Source organism: Mixta hanseatica (assembly GCF_023517775.1).
GTDB lineage: Bacteria > Pseudomonadota > Gammaproteobacteria > Enterobacterales > Enterobacteriaceae > Mixta > Mixta hanseatica.
This window is the reverse complement of the sequence record NZ_CP082905.1, coordinates 12,391-35,847: the sequence shown is the minus strand read 5'-3', so window position 1 is coordinate 35,847 and position 23,457 is coordinate 12,391. Positions and strand designations below refer to the sequence as shown.

The following is a 23,457-nucleotide window of genomic DNA, read 5'->3' as shown; positions in this document are numbered from 1 at the left end:
ACGCGCAAATGGCAAAACGGGAAAACTATAATGAGCTCTACTTGTTTATGCAGGTGGTGCGGGAGGGCAGTTTCACTGCAGCGGCACATCGTCTTGGACTTGCACAATCAGGCGTTAGTCGTTCTGTCCGTGAACTTGAAGAAAGGCTGGGTATACAGCTTCTGGTTCGCACTACGCGCAGGCTGTCGTTAACACAGGCAGGTGAGCAACTGTATCAGACAACAGAATCCGGATTTGATGCTTTAGATACGGGTCTTGCCACGCTGGCGTATTACCGGAATACCCCGTCCGGTACGGTACGCATCAATGCCAGCCAGCATGCTATTGATAAAGTTCTTTTACCGAAGCTGGCGCTATTTAAGCACCGTTACCCCGATATCAGGCTTGAACTCATCAGTGAAAGCCGGTTCGTCGATATTATCGCTGAGCGGTTTGATGCCGGCGTGCGGCTGGGGCCGGAGGTAGGACAGGGCATGGTCGCGGTGCGTATTACACCTGACATGGAGATGGTTGTTGTAGCTACGCCCGAGCATTTTCGTCGCTATGGCTTTCCACAAACACCGGCTGATTTAGTGATTCATCCTTGTATAGCCTACCAGTTTGCCGATGGTAGCCTTTATCAGTGGGAACTCCTTCAGGACGGTAAAAAAATAACGCACCGACCACAAGGACAGTGGGCCTTTTCTGACAGCTACATGGAAGCAAAAGCAGCCAGACTGGGGCTGGGGCTGGCTTATGTCCCGGAGGAACTGGTCGCTGATGATTTAGAGCAAGGCAATCTTATCAGGGCGTTGCCACGTTACAGCCAGCGCCTGGAAGGTTCATTCCTGTATTATCCTCACCGCAATGTGTCGCCGGCACTGAGAGTCGTCATTGATATACTGAAAATCTGAAGTTTAGCTATTTATATTCTTCGTTGTTCCGCTCTTTGTTATCGGAATAACGTCCGCTTATGGCACAAAGCGGACATACGCAGAAAAGCAACTCATGAACGAGCATCAGCGTCTTCCATTATCGCTTTCACTCTTAAAATGGTCTGCCGTGTGGTGTCAAATTCGCGGGCGATCGCGCTGATACTCTTCCCTTCACTAAGACGCAAGAACACCGCTTTCTTTTGTTCGTCATCCAGAGCCGGCGGGCGGCCGAAACGCTTTCCGGATGCCTTAGCCCGCGCAATACCAGCATGTGTACGTTCAAGTAGCAGATCGCGCTCAAATTCAGCAACCGCCGAGATTACCTGCATTGTCATCTTTCCGGCCGGACTGGTGAGGTCTACCCCTCCCAGCGCCAGGCAGTGTACCCGTATTTCTGACGCAGAAAGTAGCTCAACGGTTTTTCTGATATCCATGGCGTTTCGCCCGAGGCGATCCAGCTTCGTTACGATTAAAACGTCCCCGTTTTCCATTCGATCAAGGAGACGCATAAATCCAGGGCGTTCAGCAGCCGCGACTGAACCACTTATGTACTCTTCAATCAGTCGCTGGGGTCTGATGGCAAAGCCGGCCGCTTCGATTTCACGACGCTGGTTTTCAGTGTTCTGTTCGAGGGTCGATACCCTGCAGTAGGCAAAGACTCGTGACATGTAGTTATTTTGTGTACGAAATAGGTGTACTTATTATAGCGCATGTCCGAAATTAAAAACACTAACTTTCGGACAGGCTATATTCTACATGTACGAAACCGACCGTATTAGTACATGTCATAAGGGCTCACCTGATAATCCTAATAGGATTAGTGCTTCTCGACATGATTCTGAAAAAAGACAAGAAGAAAAACTCCGCTGGCGGTAAATCGCATTCGGTTAAAGCCTCCGCTGCCGGAGTTTTACCGAACGGCGCAGCGGGAAAACCGGCGCGGCCTGCCCCGGCGATGACCGTCAGACCACTATATCTCGTATGTCTGCCAGCTGGGAAAAGCACAACATATAGTATTCAGCGCCGCAGCGGGGCGATTCGGTAATATAAGGGTTTTACCGAATGCCCGGAGAAGGGCGTAAAAAAACCGCCTGGCGGCGGTTACCGGTTGTTGTTTCAATTGGCTGCTTTCAGTTCTTTCAGGAGTTCATACTGCCAGTTACTCGTTGGGATAGTTATTAGCCCGGAGAGATCACCAGGTATTTCAACACCGTCACTTTTAAGGGCAGCCACGCGTTCTCTGCCAAGCTTACAGATTAAATACCCATGCTCAAAAACAACGTTCTGACGCGCACGGGATTTCAAATCAGCCTCTTTAAAAGATTTACCTTGATCACATGCTGTATATAAAATCACGGCGAACGAAACGTCTGCAATATTCTCTTCAAGCTTTTCAATGATGGTTGATCCCTTATTTGCCTGAAGATGGAGTATTATGGGTTCATAGCCTTCCTGACTCAGAAAAACATATACTTCATTTTTTAACAGCTCATCATGGCCATGAACTATAAACACCTTCTTTTTACTTTCCACGTCTGGGCTTCCGGCATTAGACATACCCAGCTTTAACTCTTCCTGACGAATGTTGTCACTTGTCGGTTGCTTAGATGGATAAGAGACATTACCCTGGTGTTCATAAGAGGATTTATGTGAATTTTCAGCATGCTGTGATAAAAGCAATGATCCCGCGTCTTGATAAGAAGGTGAATCAGACTTAGCTGCTTTAAAAGCATCAGCCATTGCTTGCGAAAAGTTAGATGATCCCGCGTCTTGATAAGAAGGTGGGGCAGACTTAGCTGCTTTAAAAGCATCAGCCATTGCCTGCGAAAAGTTAGATGCTACAGGATTTCTATAGGTTTGCAGAATGGTGTCCATTACTGAGTGGAGATAAGTTCGTCTCCTGGCCCAACTTCCCGCCCCCCCCTGAACATGTAAGTCAACATGAGACTTTAAAAGAGGAATACTTGCAGCGGCTAAAATCCAATTAGGGAGCATTAACTCGTTATCCAGCCCCAAGACTTGTTGCCGGGAAAATTGATAGGTTAGAACGTGCTTTTGATAATCTGAAGAATCTTCAGTCACAATTGCAATACAAAGAGTAAAATAATCGCTCAATATTTCTGCAACTTGTTCTTTTGATTTATGCATGGACACGTTTTGCTCTGTGTGTTGGCCTTAGGTAGATGAAGATAATCATATCAGTTTGTGGAGTTTTTCAAATTACTAAATGTAGCCCCGACAATAGCCTTGAAAAACAGAACCAACAGGCCGCAGCGGGAACCATCCGGCAGGATTGAGGTATTACCGAACGGCGGGAAAAGGGCGTAAAAAAACCGCCTGGCGGCGGTCAGATGGCAGAAACCCCGCTCTAGGGCAGGGTTTCTTACCGTTACGTCAGTTTCGCAGGCTGGCATAACGGTGTGGTTAACTTCATTCTTAGCTCTTTCAGTGTACGTCATATGACCTACCTTATCAAATCCCGCTTTGATAAGTCGTGCTTACGCTTTATACTTCCGCATCGCTAAGATGAATCCATATAGTGCTTCAGTAAAAAACCGCGCAACACTGCGGTAATCAGTCATTTTAATCTCCTAAGTTAGAACTGATTTTTTGGTAACAGAGGGAACGAGCTGTAAGGAAGGAGTCCCAGACGAAGGGGGTCGCATCCCTGGGCCGGGGGCAATATATGTGTGGTTAACTTCATTCTTAGCGAAAGCGGAGTTCCGAAACCTTCTGGGCGAATATACGGCGGGAGGTAGGTAAACGCCACGCATCAGCATGAGGATGCGGGTTATGATCGAGCTTATTACGGCAGTGATTAATCTGGTGACAGTTATACTGTCCCTAATCGAAAATTTTCTTTAATCGGAGATGAAGTCCCCCTGGGGACATAAAACAGCTTACCGTTTTAGGCCGTCCCACTGGGGCGGATTTTTTGTTTACATGGCAAATTCGGTTTTATAGGCGTTTTACCGAATGCCCGGAGAAGAGCGTAAAAAAACCGCCTCGCGGCGGCTTATCCCCAGATAACCCTTAGAACCATCGAGAGTCCACTCTTTAGGTTTGCTATGTGTAATATTGCCCCCAGCACGAACAGAAGCATCAATCGCGTTACGGCAGTCTTCGGTGCCACGCGGATTCGAGGCTTTCTTACACTCTTCAACTTTTGCGTTTCGCTCCTTATCATGCGCCTTATACCATTCAAGGCTCTGCGCGCCTGCATCGCAGCCGGTAAGCAGTACGGCGGCCAGCAAGCTCAGTGAAATTAATCCCGTTTTCAAGATTTGTTCCTTTTAGTGAATGAATCGCGACAGCAATTATAGCCGGCAGCGTGCGCCGTTTCACGGTTCGGCAGAATTGGCGTTTTACCGAATCCGGAGAGATAGGTCAGCTTTGGTAAAAGCTAAGCAGGCCATCCTGTCGTACAGTATAAACTGTAGGGTAAGAATACTTGCAGCATGGGCGAGGGTTTCAGTGGAAAAGGAAACATGGACATTACTGGGGGCTGCGGCTGCGATAGCAGTACCCCTGATTTTTAATGCAGTCAAAGAGCTTGTCTGGGAAACAAAAAAAGGAAAAAAAGAAGAGAGATATATTATTGTTCAGCTTGTTTTTATTCTTGATAAATATATTTCCGAGTGTGAGTTTCTTGCGAGCAATGATGGTATATATAGCCAAGAGTTGGAATATGTGTCAATGAAATATAATAAACCAGAGCTAAAACTCTCAGCGGTAAAAGGCGAATTTAAATACCTTAATACTAATATGCTGTACCGGCTGCACAGCATCGAATCTAAACATATTCAGGTCATCAACACACTCGACAATCTTGATGATGAGTATTTTGAAGATCCCCCAGATTTTTCGGCTTACTTCGCAAAGAGGCGGGAGTTGTATGCGAAGCATGGCCTTTATGTGGTCGAGTTGTCAGAAGATATTTGCCGGACGTTTAACATCAGGCATACCTCATGGGAAGAGGGGTTCAATCCGGCAGAGGCCATCAGAAAACGCTTAATAGAAATAAGAGCATCCGAATCGGCAGCAGCGATACGCCGTAAGGAAAGATACGCAAGCCGTGTTGCAGCACGGGCACGTAAATCAGCAGCTGAAGATCAGGCGTGATGAGACAGGCATTGTACAGTGCTGCGGTTCGGTAATATAGGCGTTTTACCGAACAAGGGCGAATAGGCATAAAGATCTCTTGACCGGTTTGGTTCATTCCCAATACCGGTATCGGATATCCTCCTGGCTCGGGCTGAAAGAAATAAGTTCTGATCCTGGCGGGATGGTCATCCAGCGGATTTCTGTTTCAGACCAGAACCCCGCACGGGATTCATCCTGTGTGAAGATAATACGAGTGCCATATCTCCCATTTTCCTCATCTTGCTGAAGCCATTGTTTACTTTTAGGATTATAAATCTTGAACCATTTCAATTGAATAAACCTCTCTGAGAGCCACCGGTGCAGGCTACCACATGGGCTATGTTAAAGACTCAGATAAAAGCTACCCGAAGGGACATGCTGCCGGAAAGGGCTTCGGTTTTATGGGCGTTTTACCGAATTGCGTATAAAAGCGTAAAGAGACGCTAAAAACCATCGGTGAAAATTAGGGGAATAAACAGAATGCGTATAGGATCTGAGTTGTGCCGGAAATGGCATCTTTGAGGCGAAAAAAAACCCGGTCTGGTAAACCGAGTTAATTTTCTGTACCGGACGCGGCTGGTGACCGCTGCCTGTACGGTGCTGCTTGTACCTGCTAACTGTGTTCAATATTAACGCTGATTGACGATATCGTCAACGTTGCGGCCCATGCTGCACGGCTTTATACTCGTCGCAGTTGGCAGCTCTACGCTGTTGCAGCCTCTCAGAAGTGGGTATGGGCTTAGTCGCGCAAGTTTTTACCCCGACCGGAAACAGGTGGTGCTGTCCGGTTTGCTTCCACTCAAAAGAGTGCTGCTTGTACCTGCTAACTACTGGTACGCGCCGTATGGGGAACCCATAAGCACGTACGGCGTGTGGCGCTCTCCTGATAAAAGGAGGCTGCCAAGTGATAAGTCTGACTACTATCCTTGTGGCGTTGAAGATAATTCACGTCACATTGCAGATTGTCGTTGTCATCAAGCAACTGACCGGACGCCCGTAAGGGTTGAAGGAACTTGAACAAAGGCGGGGGTTAACCACCCCGCCTTTTTTCGTTTTTGCGCGGCGGTCGGCAGAATGCGGGTTTTACCGAATTCGTACAGGCAGGCATAAAATAAAGAATTACTGTGATTCGTCACATTATTGCCAATGAATTACCGTGATTCGTCACATATAATATACTCATCATTATTCAGCTGGAGTATGTTATGAACGATACCGGCATAAAGCGGCAGCGTGGACGCCCCCGTACCGGAAATGCCCTGTCACCGGCAGAACGGGCGCGGCGCTATCGCGAAAACAAAAAAATCCGCGAGGCGGATCATCCCCAGCCTTCCAGGGCGGAGCTGCTTGCCCTGCTTGAGGCTGCACACAATCGTATTCGCCAGCTGGAATCACAGCTAATGTCATTCGTTGCACCAGATAACGACTCTGGAAAGCCCTGGGCAATACAGGATCGTAAGGGAAATGCCCGCTGGCAGACCGTACAGAGGGGACTGACAAAAGCAGATGCGGAAAAAATGCTCGACAAGCTGGCTGCCTCAAAGGGGACGGGGAATTACACGTACCGCATGATTGAAGAATAATAGTGATGAGTCACGATAATTTGTAACCAGCCATTCGGCAGAATGGGCGTTTTGCCGAATGCCCGGAGAAGGGCGTAAAAAAACCGCCAGGCGGCGGCTCGTCTGGTTTTCACCAACTCTTATTTGGGCTCTTTGTATAAGAGCCGCTACGGAAGCTGGCATCAATAAGCGTATTGCCGGTGACATCGGCTGGGCGCTGTAAGGTGACAGATTGTGCCAGGGCGGCTGGGTAAGTATCAGATGTTTTCCACATAAGCCATTCGCCGGAAAACAACACAATGGCTCCCAGTAATGCTATCGGAAATATAACTCTCAGTACGCGTGAGCGAAATTTCATTGTATGCCTGATCCTTGTCTGACAGAACAAGGTGCTGTTCTGCGTCCGCCAGCTACAGTGCCACATTAAACCTGCCAGCAAAAGTCTCAGAGCCATTTTCTTCGTTTTATCCATTCAACAGTTGCCATTGTTGTAATCATCCTAAGGCTCTGCTTAATAAAGACATTACGGGTGGTGCAGCGGACCGGATGCGGTAACAGGACGGTAGTAAAGAAGGTTAGAACTGAGATTATGGCGAGGTTTGCCAGCCGTATGCTTTCTTGACGACAAATGCTTACCGGTGCTTCATCATGAAACGAGCAAAATAGCCTGAAGTGGTTACCTGTTGTGCTTCGTACAAAAAAAGATAAAGACATATATGTGTTGCTTATACGTCATGTTTATAGGAATTAGATGATGCTTAACTCGTGTTTCGCTCATTTGGTTGTCTTTATGTGATATATATATGTCATTAAATTAGAGTGTAAGAGTCGGCATCTTTGCTTTACAGGTGGGTTTATACCTGGTACTATCGAGTTCGTGTTATATATATTTCAATTTCATGATACGTTGAAATCTCTGCTGAACTTTAACTTTTAACCACTTCTGTGAGGTTTGCGATGCGCATTTTTGTTGACGACGGCTCTACTAACATCAAGCTGGCGTGGAAAGAAAATGGTGAGGTTAAAACCTTCATCAGCCCTAACAGCTTTAAACCAGAATGGTCGTTGAATCTGTTTGATGATGGTCAGTCTGCAAACTATGAAATCGAAGGTGAAAAGTTCAGTTTTGATCCAGGCAGTGCCGACGCAGTCGTGACAACAGAAACACGCTATCAGTACAGCCAGGTAAATACGGTGGCAATCCATCACGCACTGCTGCAGTCAGGCATCGAACCACAGGTAGTAGATGTTGTGGTGACGCTACCGCTGTCTGAATATCTGAATGCTGATTTCCAGCCTAAGACTGAAAATATTACCCGCAAGAAAAAAAGCGTTAAGCGTGACGTTACTCTGCAGGGAAACAGGCAGGGTTTCACTATCGACAAAGTCACTGTTCTGCCTGAAAGCATTCCGGCAGGCTTCAACGTCCTGACCGGGCTGCAGGACGATGATTCACTGCTTATCGTGGATTTGGGCGGTACCACCCTGGACGTTTCACATGTTCGGAGCAAAATGTCCGGCATTACGAATACCTGGTGCGATCCTAAAATTGGCGTATCCATTATCACTAACGGTATTAAAAACGCACTCGCCGGGCATACGCGCATCAGTTCTCTTCAGGCAGATAACATCATCGTTCACCGTGAAGAAAAGGACTGGATTGAACATCGCCTTCCGGATGCCAGATTGCGTCAGGCCGTGATGAATACGATGGAAGAGAAAGAGCGCATTCTGACTAACCGCGTGGTGGATACGCTCGACCGTTTTACCGGCTATACGCATGTAATGTGCGTAGGCGGCGGTGCAAAGCTGATTGCCGATGCTGTAAAAAAAGCAACTAACGTGCCCTCAGATCGCTTTTTCACGAGCAACGATCCACAGTTTGATCTGGTGCTGGGCATGCTGGAAATGAAGGAAGGCAGCGCGAATGACTGACAAATCCTCACCACGCAAAATCGCGTTTAACCTGTATCCGGATGAGCAGGCCGGGGACAGGTTAGCGGTCGATTTGCTGGATGAAACGCGCCTCAAAGAGCGGGGGCGCGCCATGCGCGCCTTTCTCCTCACCGGTGCCGCACTGGCGTCCATTGATCGCCGGCTCCCCAATCTGATCGCTGAGCTGGCAACCGAAAACGTTACGCTGCAGGACATCCAGCGTATTATCAGCAGCGTGATCCCGGATGCATTCACGCCGGACGATTCGGTGATACGGGCATTACTGACCAGGCTTGGTCCGGCTGCCGGTGCGACAGATTCTGCTCAGGCAGAAAAACCGGTGCATCAGGAAGATAAAAACGTCGCCGATACCCGCGCAAACAGCTCCAGGATGTTTCCGGACGACGAATGATGGGCCTGTTTTTTTCCACATGATTAAAACAGGCGCCGGGCTGCACTCAAAGAAAATCTCCTTCACTGCAGTCCGGCAGCCTGACGCTTAATGTGAAAACTTTAACCTCTTCATGAACTGAGTGGCATCCCTTAAGATATCCAGTAAACATCCTTAACACACTTTTGCTACCGGTATATCTTTCCAGTTCGTCGTCCAGGCCTGACTTAGCATTTCGCGCTTCATCTTCCATTCTGGGTCAATGCCTTTGCCCGCAAAACCAATGCTGTAACGACCCGACCGGTTCATGGTATCCAGCAGGTTCATCAGGGCCTCGCTGCCGGCACGCGATGCCTCATCATCAAACAGGTTCAGCTGCGCCACGCCGTTCGGCCGCAGCTCGCTGAGCATGATGCCGGCTTTCGCATAGCGATAGCCCGGGCGCCAGATAGCGTCCAGGGACTTCACCGCCGCCTCAGTAATGTTTCGCGTGTCCTGCGTGCCCACGTGCAGCTTTACGAATGCTGTGTTGCTGTATCCGGCCTGGGTGGTGTCGAAGGGCGACGTACGGATAAAAACCGAGACGTGATGACAGAACTGGCGGTCCTCACGCAGCTTTTCCGCCACACGCTCGGCATAGGCGCAAATTGACTGACGCATCGCATCGTATTCCGTGATGCGCTCGCCAAAGCTGCGGCTGACCACTATCTGCTGCTTTGGTGGGGGCGCATCCTCCATCGGGATGCAGGATTCGCCATTGAGCTCACGTACCGTGCGCTCAAGCACCACGCCAAAGTTTTTACGGATAATGGAAGGGGAGCTACGCGCCAGATCGAGCGCCGTGGTCACACCAAGCAGCTGCAGGCGTTTTTCAAGCCGGGAACCCACGCCCCAGAGTTCCCCCACGGGCTGACGAGACAGTAGCTTTTCGGTCCGCCTCGGATTCCCCGGCGTGAGCGCCAGCACCCCGCCAAACTGCGGCCATTCCTTCCCGGCCCACTGCGCTGATTTCGCCAGCGTCTTCGTCGGGCCCAGCCCGACGCCGACCGTCAGCCCGGTGCAGGTTTTGACATGGCTTCGGATCATGCGACCAAAATCTTCATAAGGCATGGCCATCTCCATACCGCGGCAGTCGCAAAAGCCTTCGTCCACCGAGTAGACTTCCAGGCGTGGCACAACCTCCTCGATACAGGACATGATCCGGGTGCTCATCGAGTGGTTTATGTGGAATAGAAATTCAACACGAGACTTAAATCTTTCTGAGAGGATGTACACTACAAATTTGTACATTAATTATACAGGACTTATCCCCCGTTTTTGTGGATAAGGCAGAGGGCATATGTACCGACCGGCTGCAAAAACACGCCCGGGTTTTTACGATATTTAATACAGGGGGATGTCAGTTTAAAAAAGCCTGAACAGGGACGCGGCATTTCCCTTCTGGCTGTATAGCGGGCAGTCCGGATAAGAACGGTGATTTTTACCACCCTGACGCCGGGTGTATGTATCAAAAATCACCGGCTGGAATGAGACAGGCGGTACTTTCCGGAAGCTGCGACTGGACAGCTTCCATTTGCTGTCACGCTGCCATTTTCCGGCATTCTTCAGCACAGCGGTAACAGGCTTCAGCACATTTCTTACAGTGCTCGTGCTCATGTTTCGCGCACTCATCACCGCATTTCTGGCATGCTTCTGCGCAAACCTTACAAATCTGAGCAGCGAATTCACTGTCCATTGTCATCAGCTCAGCTGCCAGGCGGCAGATGCTGGCGCACTGCATGTCCGCCCGGATGCATTCGCGCATCATCTCAATATTTTCTTCTTTCAGGCAGGACGTTGCGCAGTAGTCACAGGTTGCAGCGCAGATATAACAGGCCTCAATGCAGTTGCGGTATTGTTCAGACATAATTTCTTCCCGTAATCGTTAAATGCAAAGAAGTGGTAAGCATGGAACAAAATGTTGATTGCTGCAAAAGCGTTTTATACAGACGGTAACAGGAGAGGGGTGAAACAGGGTTTTAAAAAGAAGCCCGCCACAGTCAGACGGGCCGGCTGATTACAGCCTCAACAAAGTTTTTCAGATAACTCAGTGTAATGAGGGTTAATGCACAACACATTCTGTAACAACAGTAACCAGGACAAAATCCGGGTGATTTTTGCCCGCGTTTTTTCAGCTAAGGCTACGGGCTGTCATCTGCGTTTATTTATCTTCCTGCATCATCTTGCGGTGCGTTTCAATAATGTTCTGATGTGCGGCAGAACTGCTGTTATTCATGCTCTGATGTGCCTGAATCGCCAGCTCATGTTCATTCATGGAGGCCGCCGGGGCTTTCTTGTTCATGCAGCAGGGCATGTCCATGGGGGCTGGTTGAGCCTGAGCGGCTGAAACGGACAGAAGGACCGCAGCGGCGGCAAGCATAATCTTTTTCATTCATAATTCCTTACGTTTAAAGGATAAAAATAGCAGTTAATTCTGGACCAGGACCTTACCGGCCTCAGTGACTTTCATCGTATCCGAAAAAAAACAACGTGAACGAAAATGACAAAAATGTAATTCAAAAACAGCAGGTTCTAACATGACATAAATGTAATCAAGTCGGGGTTCCTGTTGTGTTAGCTTGCCGGTAACAAAAATAAAGTTCCTGACCGGACTGCATTATTAATACTTCCGGTGTGGAGAAATTTTCTCCCGGGATGATCTGCATTTTTCCGGAGCACAGTTATGCAGCTTAAAAGTTCACGACGCAATTTTATCAAAGGGATCGCAGCAGCCAGCGTTGCTGGCGGTCTTGGTATAAAGACGTTCAATGCTTTCTCGGCGGTAAGTCTGGTACAGCCCCACATGCTTACCGGTAATGATTTCGACCTGTTTATCGCCGAAACGCCACTTAATATCACCGGCAACATCCGTTATGCCAAAACCATCAATAGCGGCCTGCCGGGGCCCCTGCTGCGCTGGAAAGAAGGTGATACTGTCACGCTGCGGGTTAAAAACCGTCTGAAAGAAACAACCTCCATTCACTGGCATGGCATTATTCTGCCAGCCAACATGGATGGCGTTCCCGGCCTCAGCTTTCACGGTATTGAACCCGATGATACTTACGTCTATTCATTTCGCGTAAAGCAGAATGGCACCTACTGGTATCACAGCCACTCCGGCCTGCAGGAGCAGGAGGGCGTTTACGGCCCGATTATCATTGATCCCGCTGAGCCCGAGCCATTTAAGTATGACCGGGAACACGTGGTAATGCTGACCGACTGGTCAGATGAAAATGCCTCTGCCATTCTTGCAAAACTGAAAAAGCAGTCCGACTACTACAACTTCGCCAAGCCTGCTGCTGGTGACTTTTTCCGTGATGCCCGGGATAAGGGACTGGGAAATACCCTGGCCGACCGGAAGATGTGGGCGGAAATGAAGATGAATCCGACTGACCTTGCAGACGTCAGCGGTGCGACTTACACCTATCTCATGAACGGTCAGGGCCCGGGTAAAAACTGGACCGGGTTGTTCCGTAAAGGCGAAAAAATCCGCCTACGCTTTATCAACGGCTCTGCCATGACCTACTTCGATGTGCGCATTCCCGGCGTAAAGATGACCGTGGTGGCTGCTGACGGCCAGTACGTCACCCCCGTCAGCGTGGATGAGTTCCGTATTGCCGTGGCTGAAACCTACGATGTCATTGTGGAGCCCGTCCAGGATGCCTGCACCATCTTTGCCCAGTCCATGGACAGAAGCGGCTATGCACGGGGCACGCTTGCCATTCGTGAAGGCATGACTGCCCCGGTTCCTTCCACCGATCCTCGTCCCTGGCTCACCATGGATGATATGGGAATGGGGGGTATGGATCACGGCAGCATGGGGGGTATGGATCACGGGCAGATGCAGGGTATGGACGGCGGTAGCATGCAGAGCATGGATGGTTCAGCTGTGGAAAGCGCCCCGGCAGGCAGTATGGCTGGCATGGATCACAGCAGCATGGGCGGCATGGGTGATATGCAGAAGCATCCGGCATCAGAAACGAACAACCCCCTGGTTGACATGCAGGCCATGATGCCCACCCCGAAGCTCAGCGATCCGGGTATCGGGCTGAGGAACAATGGCCGCAGGGTTCTGACCTACGCTGACCTGAAAAGCACTTTTGACGATCCAGACGGACGCGAACCCTCACGCACCATAGAACTGCATCTTACCGGCCATATGGAAAAATTTGCCTGGTCTTTCAATGGTATCAAGTTCTCCGATGCAGAGCCGGTCACGCTCCGCTATGGCGAGCGCGTCCGCATCGTGCTGGTTAACGATACCATGATGACGCATCCCATTCATCTGCACGGAATGTGGAGCGACCTTGAAGATGAAGAAGGGAATTTTCTGGTACGTAAACACACCATTGATATGCCGCCCGGCACGCGCCGCAGCTATCGTGTGACGGCCGATGCGCTGGGCCGCTGGGCTTACCACTGTCACCTGCTTTTTCATATGGAAACAGGCATGTTCCGTGAAGTCCGGGTTAATGAATGAGGTACTTCTGATGTCAGCTTCTGAGCGTGGTGATATGAAACATAACTTTTTCCGCCCGGCGGCCGGACTGCTGGTTTTCGCAGCCATTGCCGGCAGCGCACTTACGGCCGCCCCTGATGCACGGGCTGAAGCGGCGCACAACATGCAGGAGCATGACATAGGTGCAATGTCGGGCATGGACCACTCCGCTATGGGCAATATGGAACCCATGTCCGGGATGGAAGGCATGGAGTCTATGCAGCCTGCTGCCCCGACTGAAAGCAGAACGCCTGTTCCGGTGCTGACGGACGCCGACCGCCGGGCTGCGTTTCCGGACGTACACGGCCATAAGGTGCATGACAGCAACGTGAACTGGTATCTGCTGGCCGATCAGCTTGAGTGGCAGAAAAATAATGAGGCCGGAGGATTCAGCTGGGACGTCAGCGGCTGGGCAGGCGGGGATATTGATCGCCTCTGGCTGCGCAGCGAAGGGGAAACCAGCGACGGAAAAACCGAGTCGGCAGAGGTGCAGGCCCTGTGGGGGCACGCTGTCTCGCCCTGGTGGGACGTGGTTGCGGGCGCCCGACAGGATTTTAAACCTGGCAGGCCCCAGACATGGGCCGCCGCCGGCTTTCAGGGCATGCCGCTGTATAACCTCGAAACTGAACTCACCGCGTTTGCCGGTGAGCAGGGACGCACCGCGCTCCGGTTTGAAGCAGAGTATGACGTGCTGCTGACCAACCGGCTCATCCTGCAGCCGTCTTTTGAAGCTAATTTTTACGGAAAGGATGATGAGGTGCGTGAAACCGGAAAAGGGCTGTCCGGTACCGAGCTTTCCCTGCGCCTTCGTTACGAAATGAAGCGGGAGTTTGCGCCTTATGTGGGCGTATCGTGGAGCCAGCTTTATGGCAACACGGCCGATATGGCGACCCGTGAAGGAGAGAAAGACAACGAACTGCGCTTTCTTCTCGGTGCCCGCGTGTGGTTCTGATGCAGTTAATTCTAACAAACAAGACAGGTATGAATATGAAACGTAATTATGCTGGCTACGTCATCGCTGTTGCCGCCTCTGTTGCTGCTTTTGCCGCGCAGGCGCATCCGGAACTGGCTTCTTCTGTCCCTGCTGATAAAGCGCAGGTGGCAGCGCCTTCAAAAGTGGAGCTGCACTTTACTGAGAATCTGGTCACAAAATTTTCTGGTGCACGTCTCGTCATGACCGCTATGCCCGGCATGTCCTCTCATGCCCCGATGGCGGTTGCGGCAAAAGTGGCCGCCGGTGGCGATCCGAAAACCATGGTGATCACGCCAGCCAAACCTCTGGTGCCTGGCACATACAAGGTGGAGTGGCGTGCGGTGTCTTCTGATACACACCCGCGCACGGGTAACGTCAGCTTTAGCGTGAAATAATGCCATGAACGATCAGACTTTTATTGTTATCCGCTTTTTCCTTTACCTTGACCTTATGGTTCTGTTTGGGCTGCCTTTATTTGAACTGTATGCCGTGAAGGGAACGCTTAAAAAATCGGTGTCATTATTCAGTGTCTGGTCGTTCTTCTTTATTCTGATATCCGTCGGCATTGTTCTGTCGCTGGCGAATATGCTGCTGGTCGCGCAGGCGATGAGTGGCGTGACCGACGCAGGTGAAATCACGCTCCACATCATAGAGATGGTTATCGGTGAGACTGCGGTCGGCCTCAGCTGGGTTATCCGGCTTGCCGCACTCGTGCTGGCCTTCATCGGACTGGGCCTGCGCCTGCGCAATGCCGTTCTGTCGCGTTACGTTCTCACGCTTTCCGGAGGCACAGCGCTGGCCACCCTGGCATGGGGCGGTCATGCGGCCATGAACGACGGTATGAGCTACTATCTGCATCTGCTGAGCGATATCATCCACCTGTCGGCAGCCGGTGCATGGGTGGGCGCGCTCACGGCCTTTGCCATTCTGTTATGCATCAAAAAGGCGCAGACGGCCAGCCACGTCCGGCAGCTTGCGGAAGCCCTGACGGGCTTTTCCCGGGCCGGCACGGTGATTGTGCTGAGTATTGTCATCACCGCCGTCATTAACTTTTTCTTCATTGTGGAAGACCCGGTCAAATCTTTGCCGGGCAGCCACTACGGGCTGCTCCTGCTAATCAAGACAGGCTTGTTTTTCGTTATGCTGTTGCTGGCTGCCGCGAACCGCTTCCGGCTTGCACCCGCACTGGAAAATGCGCTCGGTCAGGGCCACTATAAGACGGGTATTGCGTTGATGCGCAAAAGTATTATTACAGAGTTCAGCGTGTCTATCCTGATTCTGGCGACCGTAGCCTGGCTTGGCACGCTGTCGCCCGGTAACGGTATGGCGTAACGACACTCAGCTGCAGGGCCCTTATACCATGACCACTCTTCTGATCGTCGAGGATGAAATTAAAACCGGGACTTACCTGAAACAGGGTCTTCAGGAGGCAGGGTATGACGTCACCCTTGTGAATGACGGCCGTCAGGGGCTGGAGCATATCCTTCAGCAGCGCTACGACCTGATTATTCTTGATGTGATGCTGCCCTCCCTGGACGGCTGGGACATTCTGCGGCAGATGAGAATGGCCCGCCACGAAGAGCCCGTGCTGTTTCTGACCGCAAGGGATAACGTCAGCGAAAAAATCAAAGGCCTGGACCTGGGAGCCGATGACTATCTTCTCAAGCCGTTCGATTTTGCCGAGCTTCTGGCCCGTATCCGGACCCAGCTCAGGCGTAACCGCTCTCTGGCATCCGGCATGTACGAAATAGCTGACCTGGTGATGGACATATCCCGCCGGAGCGTCAGCCGTTCCGGCAAAAAAATTCATCTGTCCACAAAAGAGTTTGTTCTGCTTGAGCTGCTGCTGCAGCGTCGCGGTGAAGTGCTGCCAAGAAATCTCATCTCCTCCCTGGTCTGGAATATTAATTTTGAGAGTGACACTAACGTGATTGATGTGGCTGTCCGGCGGCTGCGCAGCAAGGTGGATGATGACTTCAGCCCGAAGCTGATCCATACCGTGCGCGGCATTGGCTACGTGCTGGAGATACGTGAAGAATGAAGCGTAACTGGTCTCTGACTTCCAGACTTAGCCTGGTCTTTGCCGGTGTCATGATGTCCGTCTGGCTGCTTACCAGCGTTCTGCTGGTTGCCGCGCTGGGCAGTTACTTTCGCAGCCAGGACCTTACGCTGCTGACCGGTAAGCTTGAGCTGGCTACCGAACTGCTGGAAAGTGAAGTCCGTACAGGAAAGCTTGATACCGTCGGGCTTGCCCGCAAGCTTGCCGACGCCATGGTGGGCCATAGCGGACTTTATCTGTCGATCAGGACTGCTGATAATCAAATACTCGCCGACTATTTCTCTCCCGGCTTCCCGGTTCCGGCTGAGCGCTTTGCCGGTGAGGCTCTGAAGCTGAACACCCTGCAGACGGTGGAGGAAGACGGCTGGCGCTATAACGTCATGATTAAAAAAATCGGTGCAGAGAACGCGGGCAGGCACCGGGACGTGCTGATAACAGCCGCCTACGATACTGGCTTTCATGATGAATTTATCGGCCAGCTGAAAGAGTGGCTGATGTGGCTTAACGGGGGACTGATTTTTCTTTCTGTCTTGCTGGGCTGGCTTGCCACCCGCATCGGACTCCGGCCGCTGAATGAAATAAACCGGCTGGCTTCGGCTATTACCGTTAATAATCTCAGTGAGCGCCTGCCGGCCCGACACCTTCCTTCGGAGCTTATGCCTACCGTAGCCGAGTTTAACAGCATGCTGGAGAGACTGGAGGGCTCTTTCAGGCGCCTGTCAGAGTTTTCATCTGACATAGCCCATGAGCTGCGCACTCCCGTAAGTAACCTGATGATGCAGACGCAGGTTGCCCTGTCCCGGGAGCGTGACGCTGCCAGCTACCGGGAAGTGCTTTTCTCAAACCTGGAGGAGCTGGGCCGACTTGCCAGAATGAGCAGCGACATGCTGTTTCTGGCGAAGTCTGAAAACGGGCTGCTGGCGCTGGAAAATGAGATTTTTTCCGCAAAGGCAGAACTCGAAGAACTAATCGAATTTTTCGAGCCGCTGGCCGCTGAAAACGGTAAAACCCTGACGCTTGAAGGGGAGGCCAGCATGAAGGGCGATCGTCTGATGCTACGCCGGGCGCTGAGCAACCTGATAACCAATGCCATAAAGTACTCTTCAGACGGCGCGGCGATCCTGATCCGGGCAGAACAGCAGATCGGGATGGCGTTTGTTTATATATCTAACCGCACGGAAGCCATCACGCAGGAAAATCTGGACAGGCTTTTTGATCGCTTTTACCGGGGCGACTCGTCCCGGCAACATAACACGGACGGTGCTGGCCTGGGCCTTTCCATCACGCGAGCCGTTGTTCAGGCTCACAACGGTACATTGCAGGTTTTTTTGGACGAAGACATCGTTACGTTTACGGTAAAAATACCAGCAGCATGATTTACGTTGATGTGCGCTTTCTTCATGCTTTCGCCCGTAATAATTCTGAACTGCTTTAAATCAAGGATTTCTTTCCCGGTTTTGTGAAACGATCCCGGGTGCTTAACTAAACTTGAGTATCTTAGCCCAGTAAAGGAACGGATCATGAAAAAATTACAGACAGCCCTGGTTTCCCTGCTGGTTGTTCTGCCAGTTGCGGCTATGGCACAGAAGCCAGATATGAAGATGACGCAGGACATGCATATGTCCCCGGCCTCAAAAGAATACATGGCCGGCATGCAGAATATGCACCGCAGCATGATGGATGCGATGAAGGAGCAGGATGCAGACAGGGCTTTTGCCAGAGGCATGGCTGAGCACCATAAAGGCGCGATAGCCATGGCCGAAACAGAGCTGAAGTACGGAAAAGATCCTGAAATGAGAAATATGGCTGAAGATGTCATCAAAGCACAGAAGGCGGAGATTGAACATCTGGAAAAATGGCTGAATAAATAGTTTACAGCTGACATCAGAAGACTGATTTCAACCGACCGGCAGGGCCCCTGAGAGGGCCCTTATTTATCTTTTTTCAGGCAGAAAAAAGAAATAATCTAAACCGGAATGACTGCGGAAAAAAGAGGTATGGCTCAGTGAATCAGCTTTGACTGCTGACTTTCTGTTACGACGCAGAACTCACGCACTGTGCTGCTACTTACCTGAAATAATATGCTGTCCGGACAGATGTTTTACCGGATGAGAACCTTACTGCTTTTTCTCAGAGCAGCCTCCAGTTTTTCCGTATCTCCCTCCACGATGGCTCTCTCGTCAACCGTCAGCGGCACCTCCTCCAGATATCTTTTTACGGACGCCTTACTTTCGAGCAGAAGTCCTCTTGCACTCTGTTTTGGCAGATTAAAGTCACAACCGATGCACGCCATCCGGTGCGGGCAGTTGCTCCAGAAAGGATTCATACAGTACGAATCGCCGAGATCATAATATATTGCCGGACCGGTGAGGCTGACGGCAAGCGGATCATGGTCAATCAGCACGCTCATCATATGCGCGACCCGGTCCGCCTTCACAAAAGAGGCTGCCAGCTGTGTCGGCCGTATACGAATATAATGCATCGTAGACTGCGGCGAAGAGTGACCTGACCACTGCATCAGCTCGTATAGCGACATGCCCTGAGGAACACTGGCCAGTGCTGTCACGGCCGATGCTCGCCCCCGGTGGCTGGTAATGGGACCCCGGCTGTCTTCCTCCGGCATCCCCGCTCTGGCACAGAGAACCGGAATAACGGTGCGGTTTATTATATCTCTTCCCACGGCTTTGCCCCGGTACTGAAACAGGAAACGGACCTTTTCACCGGTGCGTTCATCCGTCAGCGCTGCCTGCTCTTCTGGTCGCTCTGCCAGCCAGATATCGACATACTTTTTCACTGCAGCAGAAACCGGTTTAACAAAGGCTTTAGAGGTCTTGCCAGCTGGCACATTAAGGTAGCAAAGGGTCCCGGCAGGAATGGTACTGCCGTCGTCCCGGTTAATATCTTCCGATTGTGGAATGATGCAGCCTGCGGTCAGGCGCATCAGCTCATTCTGGCGCAGCCCTGCATGCGTCCAGATGACCGCCATAGCCTGCAGCATAGACAGGGGATAATGAATTTCACTCAGCAAATCTTCCTGACGCAGGTTCAGACTTGCCCATACCAGTTTCAGCCAGACCGGATCATCAATAACCCGGGGGTTGACGCCCTGACGAAACAGCGGCGTATCAGGCGTGGAGAGATGGCGGGACGGACTGAATTTCAGCCGTCCCCATCCCCAGCTCTCGTAGTCAATCATAAAGCGGCGGACGGCATACACAAAACCGGCGCGGGAGTTTGGCAGCATGGGTTCTCCGGAACGGGAAGACCGGCGCATCCCCTGTGCCGTGCCCAGAGAAAGTTCATCGACTTTCATTCTTCCGACTGTTGCAATGAAGCTTGCGCAGATCTCCATTGTCCAGTCGGACGGCTCGCGTATTTCCGGATGCTCCCGGGCGAGCCACAGGCCGCAGCGGAGGATAAAACTGTACTGGCTCTCTCTGGATCGGGGACGAAGCACTGAGGTTTCCCTCCACCGCCGGCACCATGCTACCCAGGCCAGTGCGATGTCTTCTGTCGGTTTTTCGCGCCACTCCTGGTAATTGCGCATACGCACGGGGCTTTTGATGATGCCCATTGCGGCAAGCGCATGCGAAACTCTGCCCACTGTCTTTGCGATCCCGCGATCGTGATATTTCTGCGCGCGCCACAGGAGATCAGTCGTGAAGCTTTCGAGCTGAGGATTACTGTTCATCATCATCAGTATGCCCAGCAGGGCTGACAGCTGATTTTTCTGGTTCCTGCGTTTGTATCCCAGTGAAACCAGAGCTTCCGTCAGCCGGTTAAGTTCCTGTGTGAAAAATTCCCGGCCATAGATGGCACAGGCGTACAGCGACGGGGCACCATGATGCGGCAGATCGAACGGTGAGGGGAACGGGCCAAGATGGAAGGCAAAAGCCGCAATAAGGGGCCTGCCTGAACGGTGCTGCTGGCACAGCGTCAGCCACTTTTCTGATCCCCACAGCCAGCAGGGTTGCCCTGTCCGGTGTATTTCCGCCAGAACGGCAGAAATGATAATCCTGACGAGTCTGTCACTTGTGCCGCTGCGGTCGGCAATATCCTGAAGAGGCCGCAGTAAAGATGACAGCGGACCTTGCTGGCTCAGAGCAGAGGTACGTTTGTGCCCGGTGCTTAACGCCTCGCGCTCTTCAGTGTTTAACACATTATTCAGCTGATAGTCTGAACGACTGAAAGGGACATAAATGTTATGAATTCCTGTTTCTGCTTTCATCACACTGCCCCCGCCTGAAAGATAAGCTCTGCGATCTTCCGGTCGGTTTCAGCGACGGCAGCAGCCATGCGGGCAGCCATATCCGTTCCCGACAGATGAATATAAATTTGTGTGGTACGCGGGTCCCTGTGCCCTGCATACGTAGCCAGTTCATGCAGTTTCCATCCGGCCCGTGCCAGGTGCGTCAGCCGGAGGTGACGAAAAGTATGCGTGGTGATGTCTGGCTGATCAGTCTCTGTCGCCCATTTCCGCACGGTTTTACTCCAGCTCCAGAACGAGAGCGGAGCGCCGTAATTACGGTCAGAGGCGGAACGGAACAGAGCACCGCCTGACCAGCCTGCCAGCCGTAGCTGTTGGAAATGATTTGCCAGTACCCGCGCAACGTCAGCGCTGTAGCAGACCATTCTTTCCCGTCTGTTTTTCGTCGTCTCTGCGCGGATGCGTATCAGGCGGTGAGCCAGATCAATGTCCTCAAGCCTCAGAGCCGTCACTTCCGTACGCCGGAGCGCGCCATAATACGCCAGAGCAAGCATCAGCCGGTCACGCAGGGACGCGGCAGAAACGTGTTTCAGGAACCTGAGCCACTGCCCGTCATCGGGAATAACGGGGAGGCGGGTGATACGTGGGATCAGGCCTCGCCCGGTATAAATGGCACCAGGCAAACCCGAACGGGGTAACGGGTTGAGACGGCAAATATCCTGGTAGATCAGAAAGTCATACCAGAGGCGAAGAGCTGAAATGCGCAACTGGAGTGTGGCGCTGGCAACGGGTGACGGCATATCAGGGAGCTGAGGGCGGATATATCCTGCAATGTCTTCAAAGGAAGCCCTTTCAGGAGCAATATCGTGTATTTCACAGAAGGCAAAAAAATGCGTCAGGGCACTTCGATAGGCTTTAATAGTTGAGCTGGCTCTTCCTAAATTCGAAAGAATTTTAAGCCACTGCCCGGCCAGCAGCAAAGCCGAAGTGGAATGTGTTTTTGTGTTCACGGCCTTCCCCTTTCAGTTCAGGACAACTGGCTAAAGTCTATACCGCAAATGTTGCATTCCACTTAACTTACTAAAGCGCATAATTGCTTGAAAAGAAATGTATTTTCTCGGGGAATTGCTGATTTTTTATTTTAAACCACGGCTCGCCCATTTTCACATACTTCTTCGCTTCCCTGCTGCGGGCAATCACGCAGCCGTCATTGTATCTGAATGAAACTAACAATTAGTTATTAATAAGCTAATGATTTTAAGAAGTATTTAACAACTAACTTTTACTATGTGTTTTGTATCGGTTGCTTACTTAAGTTAGCGGCTAGCGTGTTAAGTGCTATGGCTGTCGCTGAGAGTTATATTGCCCCCTGGCGTTAGCAGTAAGCTGCAGACGCCAAGACTTAACGTCGCAAGCGCCGTAAAGCCCGTTCACCGTAGTTAAAAGGGTTTACCATAGCTGTTTTTTTGCTGGGAGTTGGTTTAAGCCGTTCAGAGAAAGGTATGATGCGGCAGCGATGTATGTGCCTGTAACCGGCTATGCCGGGCGCGCTGTGCCGTTTAACATCAGTGTCACTCTCAGCGGCATTCAGGGCTGATTGCGCACTGCACGCCAGACTCGTTCGCTTCAGGCAGGGAAGCTTAACCGGGCTGAATGTCCGCTGTGTGCCAGGAGCGGACATTGGTAGCTGGTAAACGCTGTAGTGATACTTCGCCGGGAAGAGTAGACCGGACCTGTCCGGTTTAGATATCGAATAATATTTATATGATTTCGTTTTTTGCAAAACTGCTGTTTAGGCTTTTCAGCACTTCATTGATTCCTCTGCTTACAATCCGGTCCTCCCGCATAACTGCCCCGAGAGTCCGGTGAAGAGAGGGCGTCACAGAGTAAAGATCGAGCCCCGATCTTTCCTCGATGCATGCAACGGACATTCGGGGAACAATGCTGTAGCCAAGACCTGCACGGACCATTCTTTTAATAGCCTCGATACTGCCAAGCTCCATGACCGGGCAGGCAATATGTCCCGTCTCCCGGAACCACTGGTCAATCAGGGCGCGTGTCCCGCTTCCCGGTTCAAAGATAATCAGCGGCAGCGGCAGCAAGGCGCCCGGAGTCCATATTTTCGCGCTCTGCTCTGATGCATCCTTTTCCATGATGACAACAAACTCATCCGTACCCTGCGGGATGATGTTCAGGTTTTTACCTGCGGCTGGCAGAGTCACCAGGCCAATATCTATACGATTTTCCTCCACGCCCCGCACAATATCGGAAGTGTTACCTGTGCGTACGTCCACCTTCAGCAGGGGATGGGCCTGCCGCAGTTGCTGCAGTAAGGGGGGCAGTAGATGAATACAGGCCGTTGCGCCTGTGCCGACAGTAACAGTGCCGGTTATCTCGTCGGAATGCAGGCACACCGATTCAACTGCTGTACTTACCACTGCATCAATTTTCATGCTGTGCTCAACGAGAGTCAGCCCGGCAGGCGTGGGCCTTACTCCCCGGCTGGTTCGCTCAATAAGCCGGACCTGAAGCGCCTGCTCCAGTTGTCTTATCTGCAGGCTCACTGCCGGCTGCGACAGGCTAAGTGCTTCAGCCGCGCCGGAGAAACTGCCCCGGCTGACGACCAGTCTGAAAGTAGCCAGGTAATCGAGGTTCAGGTTTGCCATACCAAAATTTTCCTTATGCCGCTGATAAGTCCTGCTGCCTGTCTGAAATTATTCATTCGGGTTAGTCTCT

At 51.4% G+C, this 23,457-nt stretch carries 22 protein-coding genes and 2 pseudogenes; 12 read left to right on the top strand and 12 right to left on the bottom strand.

Annotated elements, in window-relative coordinates:
• The first annotated feature begins 8 nt into the window (after positions 1-8).
• A complete protein-coding gene (locus K6958_RS20530; protein ID WP_038626483.1) occupies positions 9-893 on the top strand; it encodes a LysR family transcriptional regulator in 885 nt (294 codons plus the stop codon).
• Between the two features lie 92 nt (positions 894-985).
• Here the strand turns inward: K6958_RS20530 and K6958_RS20525 are convergent, their stop codons facing one another.
• The 4 genes from K6958_RS20525 to K6958_RS20510 form a co-directional block, all read right to left on the bottom strand.
• Positions 986-1,582: a recombinase family protein gene (locus K6958_RS20525; protein WP_033755777.1), complete on the bottom strand. Its 597-nt coding sequence runs from the start codon at positions 1,580-1,582 to the stop codon at positions 986-988.
• Between the two features lie 448 nt (positions 1,583-2,030).
• Positions 2,031-3,062, bottom strand: a complete 1,032-nt coding sequence (locus K6958_RS20520; protein WP_249894814.1) for a TIR domain-containing protein — start codon at positions 3,060-3,062, stop codon at positions 2,031-2,033.
• 50 nt (positions 3,063-3,112) lie between these two features.
• Entirely contained in the window at positions 3,113-3,373 is a 261-nt protein-coding gene (locus K6958_RS20515; protein WP_249894813.1) for a hypothetical protein, read from the bottom strand.
• 510 nt (positions 3,374-3,883) lie between these two features.
• Positions 3,884-4,195 (bottom strand): EexN family lipoprotein, encoded by a 312-nt coding sequence (locus tag K6958_RS20510; protein WP_249894812.1) that lies wholly within the window; start codon positions 4,193-4,195, stop codon positions 3,884-3,886.
• Positions 4,196-4,388: 193 nt separating this feature from the next.
• Here K6958_RS20510 and K6958_RS20505 point away from each other — a divergent pair, with 193 nt between their 5' ends.
• The 4 genes from K6958_RS20505 (at position 4,389) to K6958_RS20490 (ending at position 8,966) form a co-directional block, all read left to right on the top strand.
• The gene (locus K6958_RS20505; RefSeq protein WP_249894811.1) at positions 4,389-5,036 is read left to right on the top strand and encodes a hypothetical protein; all 648 of its coding nucleotides are present in this window, start codon (positions 4,389-4,391) and stop codon (positions 5,034-5,036) included.
• Positions 5,037-6,262: 1,226 nt separating this feature from the next.
• On the top strand, positions 6,263-6,640 hold the full coding sequence (locus K6958_RS20500) for a hypothetical protein (RefSeq protein WP_249894810.1): 378 nt from the start codon (positions 6,263-6,265) through the stop codon (positions 6,638-6,640).
• A 936-nt stretch (positions 6,641-7,576) separates the two neighbouring features.
• Positions 7,577-8,554, top strand: a complete 978-nt coding sequence (locus K6958_RS20495) for a plasmid segregation protein ParM (protein ID WP_249894809.1) — start codon at positions 7,577-7,579, stop codon at positions 8,552-8,554.
• Positions 8,547-8,966: a plasmid partitioning/stability family protein gene (locus K6958_RS20490; protein ID WP_249894808.1), complete on the top strand. Its 420-nt coding sequence runs from the start codon at positions 8,547-8,549 to the stop codon at positions 8,964-8,966. Before K6958_RS20495 ends, K6958_RS20490 begins: the two co-directional genes overlap by 8 nt.
• 153 nt (positions 8,967-9,119) lie before the next feature.
• Here K6958_RS20490 and umuC read toward each other — a convergent pair.
• The 4 genes and pseudogenes from umuC to K6958_RS20470 all read right to left on the bottom strand — a co-directional run.
• Positions 9,120-10,175 (bottom strand): annotated as a pseudogene (gene umuC / locus K6958_RS20485) (translesion error-prone DNA polymerase V subunit UmuC); the annotation flags it as partial.
• A gap of 174 nt (positions 10,176-10,349) precedes the next feature.
• Positions 10,350-10,601 (bottom strand): hypothetical protein, encoded by a 252-nt coding sequence (locus tag K6958_RS20480; RefSeq protein ID WP_249894831.1) that lies wholly within the window; start codon positions 10,599-10,601, stop codon positions 10,350-10,352.
• Complete coding sequence (locus K6958_RS20475) at positions 10,525-10,851, bottom strand: four-helix bundle copper-binding protein (protein ID WP_033755879.1); 327 nt, start codon at positions 10,849-10,851, stop codon at positions 10,525-10,527. Before K6958_RS20475 ends, K6958_RS20480 begins: the two co-directional genes overlap by 77 nt.
• Positions 10,852-11,145: 294 nt before the next feature.
• The gene (locus K6958_RS20470) at positions 11,146-11,376 is read right to left on the bottom strand and encodes a hypothetical protein (RefSeq protein WP_052246553.1); all 231 of its coding nucleotides are present in this window, start codon (positions 11,374-11,376) and stop codon (positions 11,146-11,148) included.
• A 291-nt stretch (positions 11,377-11,667) separates the two neighbouring features.
• Here K6958_RS20470 and K6958_RS20465 point away from each other — a divergent pair, with 291 nt between their 5' ends.
• The 7 genes from K6958_RS20465 to copM all read left to right on the top strand — a co-directional run bounded on the left by K6958_RS20465 (position 11,668) and on the right by copM (position 18,385).
• A complete protein-coding gene (locus tag K6958_RS20465) occupies positions 11,668-13,464 on the top strand; it encodes a copper resistance system multicopper oxidase (RefSeq protein WP_203025787.1) in 1,797 nt (598 codons plus the stop codon).
• 34 nt (positions 13,465-13,498) lie between these two features.
• On the top strand, positions 13,499-14,434 hold the full coding sequence (locus K6958_RS20460) for a copper resistance protein B (RefSeq protein WP_167429602.1): 936 nt from the start codon (positions 13,499-13,501) through the stop codon (positions 14,432-14,434).
• Positions 14,435-14,469: 35 nt separating this feature from the next.
• Positions 14,470-14,850, top strand: a complete 381-nt coding sequence (gene copC / locus K6958_RS20455; RefSeq protein WP_103791066.1) for a copper homeostasis periplasmic binding protein CopC — start codon at positions 14,470-14,472, stop codon at positions 14,848-14,850.
• A gap of 4 nt (positions 14,851-14,854) precedes the next feature.
• A complete protein-coding gene (copD, locus tag K6958_RS20450; protein ID WP_038863463.1) occupies positions 14,855-15,787 on the top strand; it encodes a copper homeostasis membrane protein CopD in 933 nt (310 codons plus the stop codon).
• A 28-nt stretch (positions 15,788-15,815) separates the two neighbouring features.
• Positions 15,816-16,496: a heavy metal response regulator transcription factor gene (locus tag K6958_RS20445; RefSeq protein WP_007708057.1), complete on the top strand. Its 681-nt coding sequence runs from the start codon at positions 15,816-15,818 to the stop codon at positions 16,494-16,496.
• Positions 16,493-17,890, top strand: coding sequence for a heavy metal sensor histidine kinase (locus K6958_RS20440; RefSeq protein WP_249894807.1), 1,398 nt, complete (start codon positions 16,493-16,495; stop codon positions 17,888-17,890). The genes K6958_RS20445 and K6958_RS20440 overlap by 4 nt, the downstream gene beginning before the upstream one ends.
• Positions 17,891-18,034: 144 nt before the next feature.
• On the top strand, positions 18,035-18,385 hold the full coding sequence (copM, locus tag K6958_RS20435) for a CopM family metallochaperone (RefSeq protein WP_040113726.1): 351 nt from the start codon (positions 18,035-18,037) through the stop codon (positions 18,383-18,385).
• Between the two features lie 230 nt (positions 18,386-18,615).
• On the opposite strand, the gene K6958_RS20430 is transcribed toward copM, so the two are convergent.
• The 4 genes and pseudogenes from K6958_RS20430 to K6958_RS20415 all read right to left on the bottom strand — a co-directional run bounded on the left by K6958_RS20430 (position 18,616) and on the right by K6958_RS20415 (position 23,387).
• The gene (locus K6958_RS20430; protein ID WP_249894806.1) at positions 18,616-20,742 is read right to left on the bottom strand and encodes a tyrosine-type recombinase/integrase; all 2,127 of its coding nucleotides are present in this window, start codon (positions 20,740-20,742) and stop codon (positions 18,616-18,618) included.
• The gene (locus tag K6958_RS20425) at positions 20,742-21,731 is read right to left on the bottom strand and encodes a tyrosine-type recombinase/integrase (protein ID WP_040113722.1); all 990 of its coding nucleotides are present in this window, start codon (positions 21,729-21,731) and stop codon (positions 20,742-20,744) included. Before K6958_RS20425 ends, K6958_RS20430 begins: the two co-directional genes overlap by 1 nt.
• A 73-nt stretch (positions 21,732-21,804) precedes the next feature.
• Positions 21,805-21,933, bottom strand: a pseudogene (locus K6958_RS21185) (DNA polymerase V subunit UmuC); the annotation flags it as partial.
• 548 nt (positions 21,934-22,481) lie between these two features.
• Entirely contained in the window at positions 22,482-23,387 is a 906-nt protein-coding gene (locus K6958_RS20415) for a LysR family transcriptional regulator (RefSeq protein WP_024966928.1), read from the bottom strand.
• Positions 23,388-23,457 lie beyond the last annotated feature (70 nt).